Here is a 6,139-nt window from a genome sequence, read left to right on the forward strand (position 1 = left end):
TAATGGATTTGGAATATTGAATTTTTCACGCCGACTCCTCCTCGTTAGCGGCTAAAAACAACTTCGTTTTCGAGTAGGGGAATATCAGCTAACGGTTGAGTATTTGCGAAGAAAGCCCCTATTCATCGAGTGATTTCGGGGCTTTTTTTGCAAATACTATGTTGGCAAAAGTTTTATTGACACGTTGTTGCTGTGCTTAATTCAGAACTATCAAAATCAAAAAGCAATGTGTTTTTATGATTATTATTCATTGAATCATTGTAATTATCATAATTTTTGTAATTTAATATACCACCATTATTCTGATAAGTAATACATTTATTATCAGTCTCAAAAAGAACTTTAATTTTAGTTGGTTTTGAATTTCCATTGTCAATCCAAAAAGCAGGTAAAATACCCGTTCCTTCACTTTCAAAAAGCAAGTTTAGTGATGAATTTGGGTTTATTGTATATGATTTATATACTAAATCTTGACTGTTGATTAATTTAATTACTATATTTTGAGTTGTTTTATTATTGTAGATATATTCTGTTTTTAGAACAAAATCTACTCTGTCTCCACAACTATTATTGCTGATTAAACCAATAGTTAAAAACAGTATCCAAATTATTCTCTGTAGGGTTGTCATAATCTTGTTTTATTTTATTTCTCCAATCTTGCCAAGTTTTTTGATATTTTAAAGAATTTTCAATTTGGCTGATTGAATATCCACTAGTTTGATCAGAATATGAATTATCATTATCAATAAGATCTTGTACTATTCCTGTATAATTTCCAAAGTAACTCGCAGAATAATTTGGATAAACCATTCTAGTTAAATCCCATTGAACTCCTCTTGCCCAAGATTCTGCTACATTATCTTGTACACCTTGAAAAGTCCACCAACCCATTTTCCAATGAGATGCATGACCTAATTCATGAGTAACAGTCCCATAATAATCAGACATATTAGTTCTTTTATAAATCCTAATTGTAGGAAGAATTCCACCTAGACTTCTCCAAAAACTAAAATCACCATTGATATCAGTATTTGTTGCGTCAATTGCAGCAATTTTCATTCTTGATGGCATTTCGCCATACATTGGTGGTCTTCGCAATCCTTTTATGTCTTTATAATAATAATGATGAGCGGCTCTATGAATCATGGCAAACTGAATATTTTGGTCACCATTTACGTTGTAATTCCATTGCTGTTCCTTTACATTTGGTCCATGTGTTTCTGCTTGACCAAACCAACCATTTCTAATATCATAGTGATGTCTTTCCCACTGTAAAACATATTTTGCAGTACCTCTTACAAAACCTGTAGAAAAATAACCATTTCCATCTGTAATTGCTTGTCTAATTGTAAACCATTGTCTCATTAAGACTTGTGCTCCATCAACAGCTACAGTTTGTCCTAATGAATTATCATACATTGTAATTCTTCCACTTGGATACCATTTTTTACCAAAAATCCACCATTTTCCATCAGAGGATTTTTCTAAGCCCAATTGTTTTTCATTATTTGTGATTTTGTATGCTTCGTGCATAAGATTTGTATATAAATCTTGTTTTGATGTTAAATCTGTGCTACTTGCTTTACCTGTTCCAATCTCATCAAAAAAAGGGTCTTCTTCTGGAATATATAATTCTTCTAAAATTTCTCTTGGTACATTTGGTAATGTTTGATCTTTTGGAACAGCTGTGTAATAACTACCAATAATATTTGGATTATCATATCCCATACTTTCTAATTCTTCATTAGAATAATCATAATCAAGAGGATAGTCAGAAACAATTAAAGTAGAATCTGATTCTAATGTTTGTTCTTGAACTAAATCTACGGGATTAAATTTTACATACAAATGTGTTGTTTCAATATTGAATTCTTCCCCTGTTTTTGATAAACTTTTTAATGAATTTTTACCCATTTTTTGTTTTACATTTTCAAGAGCTAGTTTCATTGTTTTTACAGAATAAGGGTTTTCTAATTTCTTCCCCATATTCAAGTAGTAATCTTTTGCCCGTCCTGTCTCTACTTGCTCAACAGAAGTTAAATCATTATTACATGAAACTGCTAATAAGGAAGTAACGGTGATGATAAATAAATTTTTGATTTTTTTCATACATTTTAAATTAAAGGTTTATATTATAACTTTTCAGCAACAATAATTTCATTTTTTAGGTTTTAAAACTTTCTATGCTATGTTTTAAAAACGCAAAGTAAACCCAAAGTTTTGTAAAAATTGTTGCCAACGGTTAGCGGCTTTGCGAAGTGGCGGATTTTGGAGCAGAAAAGTTCAGTTTTGCACTAATGTTCAATAGAATTACTATCATTGAATTTAGCACCTAAACCGCCATTTTGCAAAACCCTTGTTAGCCGATCGCCCCTTTTGTTTTCAAGGTTTAGTTCTGTTTTATATTCTGATTTTGGTTCTTCGACAAGGAATAATTCAAGTTCTTTTTTGTCATTGAAGCCACTAATTTTTTGTCTGTAAGTTGTCGAAGTTTTAGGGTTTTCAATCTCGATTTTTCGGTTTTTACTTATTGTCAAAAACTCTTCTTCTTGGTCAATTCCTAAAAATCGTCTGTTTGCCAAATTTGCCGCAATTCCTGTTGTTGAACTTCCTGTAAATGGATCTAAAATCCAAGCATTTGGCTTTGTTGAAGCCAAAATAAGTCTTGTCAAAACCGATAAAGGTTTTTGTGTTGGGTGTTTTCCGCAAGATTTTTCCCAAGGTGCAATTGCTGGCAATTTCCAAACGTCTTTCATTTGTTTATCGCTATTTAATTGCTTCATAAGCTCGTAGTTGAAATAATGCGGAACTTTCTCACTTTTTCTTGCCCAAATGATTTGTTCTGATGAATGTGTAAAGTAACGACACGAAAAATTGGGTGGAGGATTTGTCTTTTCCCAAGTTACAATGTTGAGAATTTTAAATCCTAATTCTGTTAAAATTTGTCCAACTGAAAAAATGTTGTGCATTGTTCCGCTAATCCAAATTGTCGCATCATCTTTCATCTTATCACGAACTAATGAAAGCCATTTACGGTTGAAGTCGTTTATAAATTCAAATCCTTCGGATTTGTCCCATTTTCCTTTATTTACACTTACTATTTGTCCGTTTTGAATTGACAAACCATTATTTGATAAGAAGTATGGTGGATCAGCAAAAATCATATCAAATTTGTGGTCAAATTGAGGCAAAAGATCCATCGTATCTCCGTGAAGAAGATAGAAATCTTTGTCGTCAGATTTGAAATAAGGTTTAATCATTATCTTCTGTTATGAGTTGCAATAGAAACAATTTTATAAATGTCTTTATGTGCTTCAAGTGCTTTTAGTAAATTCTTAAACATAAAAGCAGTCGATAAATTAGTCTTTTCTTGTATCATCAAAAGTTTTGCGATAAGATAAAGGAACTTGATACTATATTCTCCTTTGTTTGCTAATTCGGGATATTTACTGGCTTCTGTATTAGCTTCACTTTTCAATTTTTCTACATCTAAAAGCAAGTTTCTTTCATCATCTGTTTTTAATGGTTGAATTTGATTATCCCATAAGTCAATTAAAAATTGTAAGAACTTTTTTGTTTCGGTATCATTATGGTGCATTTTAATAATTGCATCTACTGCCCAATGAATATGTTTTGGTGTTCTAATTCTCGACCAACCTGATTTTGTGTTTTCATCTTTCTGTCTGTATCTAAGCAATAAATCATATTCCGACAAAGAACCTTGATAAACGCCTAAAATATAAGTGTCGTTTACTTCAATAATAGCCAAAGGTTCAATTCCTTTGACGATCATATGTGGCGTTTTATGTGTTTTGCTTTTTACCATTCGCTATTTATTTGTTCCTCTTGAATTTTCTTAATAAAATCTTCAAGCGTTATCAAATTGTACAAACTCGGAATAATGTTGTACGCTTCTTCCAATTTATTCTTTGCTGAAAACCAACCTTGTCCGTCCGTAATCCAAACAAATTCGTAGTTTTCGTATTGATTGATTTTTGGTGCAACATCGGAATATGCTCTTGCTGTTTCGTTCAGTTTTGAACCTCCACTGTTGTAATAATTTGTTTCAATTAAATAGGTTTTCTTCTTCGTTTTAATAACAAAGTCAAAACGTTTTACATCTGCTCCCAAACTTATTATTTCGGGGAAAACTGTATTATTTACTTCCTTTTTGTAGAAAACTCCCGCTTTATCAAAAATGAGTGAAACGGCTTTTGACATATTATCGCCACCTCTGTTTTTTCTTGCGTTGGTATCTAATCCAACTTCAATTCCGAAAACATAATCTACCAAATTTGTAACATCTTTATTTCTAAAAACTTCTGCCAAACCTGTTTCTTCAATGTATTCCAAAATTAGTTCGGGCGAAGTGAAATAAGTGTCCAACAAAATAATTTCTCCATTATTGTTGAAAGTTTTTGCTTTCTTGTTTTTGCGAATAGCAATCAGAATATCCAAAACCTCAAAAACTTTCGGGTTTTCCTCGTAAAGTTCGTTTACAGCTTCTTTCAAATTTTCCTTACCAATCAAATAATTTAATTGGTTCAGTTTGATTGCAATTTTGTTTACGTTGTTTTTTATCTTCTTGAAATCCGTGAAATAATCAAGCGTAGCGTTGGTTTCCGAAAGTTGAGATAAAAAGGTTTTAAATTGATCTGACATATTCTTGACTATTAGCTCGATTTGTAATTAATAACTCAGTTAATTTTCCTCTTTTCTCTGGATTTGCATTTATATTCCGTCTTGCATCAACTCGTTGAATATTAAAGTCAGAATATAAATCGTCAAAGAAATTATCATTTTTATCTTTTCCTTTCACGTCTGAATTGCTTAAAACCCAAGTATGATTTAAAACGTCTAATTTTGAACAAAAATCTCTCAAACGAATTTGTTCGTTGTCGTTAAATTCATCTTTCGCATACGAGTTAAAACTTGAAGTTTCGCTCAACGGTTTGTAAGGTGGATCAAAATAAAATAGTGAGTTTTTGTGTGCGTAATTTAATGTTTGCTCAAAATCTCCGTTCAGAATTTCAACTTTTTGCAGAACCTCACTTACAGCTAAAATATTCTCTTTGTCGCATATTGTTGGTTTTTTATAACCGCCCATAGGAACATTGTATTCATTTTTTCTATTCACTCGATACAAACCATTAAAGCAAGTACGATTTAGAAAAATAAACAAAGCGGCTTGTCCGCTTTGTTCTTCTTTTCTTGTGTTGTACAATTCTCTTTTTTGGTAATAATAGAGTTTTTTATTTTCTTCACTCCCTTCCAAATTGTGAAATTCATTCTGTAAAATTTCAAGAATTGAAATCAATTCTTTAGGTTTTGAAGCAATGATTTTGTAGGTATTTATTAAATCTTCGTTGATATCGTTTATTACAGCTTTTTCAAGTTTTGGAAAGTTGTTAAGCATCCAAAAAAGAACTGCACCGCTGCCAACAAACGGCTCGATGTATGTAAATTTTTCCTTAGTTATTTCTGTTGGCAAAGTCCGTTCAATATCTTTTATTAGCTGGGTTTTTCCACCTGCCCACTTCAAAAACGGTTTTGCTATTTTAATATCTGTCATTCTAATTTAATTCAGTTATAGGCTTCAAATTTACAATATTATTTCGTCTTAAAAGTCTGTTTGAAAGTTGTTTTTTGTTCGAATTTTGATTTTTTAGCACGGTCGTTTTGGGGTGTCGGCTAACGGAAAAAGTATTGGCGAAGTGCGGGCTAAAAATGAACGAATGTTCAAATTTCGACCAAACGGAGCCGATATTTTTTCCATGAAACTAAACTACAAAAATAATGTGGAATGGAAAAATAGCGGCGGCTAAATGTGGCAAATCTTTCAATTATCCCTTAACCCCGCATTTTGCCAATACAATGTTGAACTAAACCTTCGGTAGCCCCGTCTGCATATTTTTGATTACTTTGTAAAACTAATTAAAAATCACTAGAATGGCAACAAAAAAAAGAGCGTAGAAGAGCTTAGAGAAAACAAAATCATCAATCAGGCAAAGCGCGAAGTTCCGGGATTTGCGGAGCTTTTGCATAGGTTTGAACGTACGGTTTCTGTGTTGGGAAGAAGCCAAAGTACCTTTCAAAATTACTCCAGACACGTCGCTGCGGTGTCGCTACATTTCGGAAA

The 6,139-nt window shown here is 32.1% G+C and carries 5 protein-coding genes and 1 pseudogene; all 6 read right to left on the reverse strand.

Annotation, left to right across the window (positions count from 1 at the left end):
• Positions 1–173 precede the first annotated feature (173 nt).
• The 6 genes and pseudogenes from B0B05_RS15795 to B0B05_RS15820 all read right to left on the reverse strand — a co-directional run bounded on the left by B0B05_RS15795 (position 174) and on the right by B0B05_RS15820 (position 5,572).
• A complete protein-coding gene (locus tag B0B05_RS15795; RefSeq protein WP_076784543.1) occupies positions 174–629 on the reverse strand; it encodes a hypothetical protein in 456 nt (151 codons plus the stop codon).
• Positions 568–2,109 carry a hypothetical protein gene (locus tag B0B05_RS15800; protein ID WP_076784544.1) on the reverse strand — a complete coding sequence of 514 codons (1,542 nt, stop codon included), beginning with the start codon at positions 2,107–2,109 and terminating at the stop codon, positions 568–570. The genes B0B05_RS15795 and B0B05_RS15800 overlap by 62 nt, the downstream gene beginning before the upstream one ends.
• A 356-nt stretch (positions 2,110–2,465) precedes the next feature.
• Positions 2,466–3,260 (reverse strand): annotated as a pseudogene (locus B0B05_RS15805) (DNA-methyltransferase); the annotation flags it as partial.
• Positions 3,260–3,826 (reverse strand): hypothetical protein, encoded by a 567-nt coding sequence (locus tag B0B05_RS15810; protein ID WP_076784545.1) that lies wholly within the window; start codon positions 3,824–3,826, stop codon positions 3,260–3,262. The gene B0B05_RS15810 and the pseudogene B0B05_RS15805, both read right to left, overlap by 1 nt.
• The gene (locus B0B05_RS15815) at positions 3,820–4,662 is read right to left on the reverse strand and encodes a type II restriction endonuclease (protein ID WP_076784546.1); all 843 of its coding nucleotides are present in this window, start codon (positions 4,660–4,662) and stop codon (positions 3,820–3,822) included. Before B0B05_RS15815 ends, B0B05_RS15810 begins: the two co-directional genes overlap by 7 nt.
• A complete protein-coding gene (locus B0B05_RS15820; RefSeq protein WP_076784547.1) occupies positions 4,646–5,572 on the reverse strand; it encodes a DNA adenine methylase in 927 nt (308 codons plus the stop codon). Before B0B05_RS15820 ends, B0B05_RS15815 begins: the two co-directional genes overlap by 17 nt.
• Positions 5,573–6,139: the final 567 nt, after the last annotated feature.

Origin of the sequence: Epilithonimonas bovis DSM 19482 (assembly GCF_900108115.1) — a bacterium.
Taxonomy (GTDB): domain Bacteria; phylum Bacteroidota; class Bacteroidia; order Flavobacteriales; family Weeksellaceae; genus Epilithonimonas; species Epilithonimonas bovis.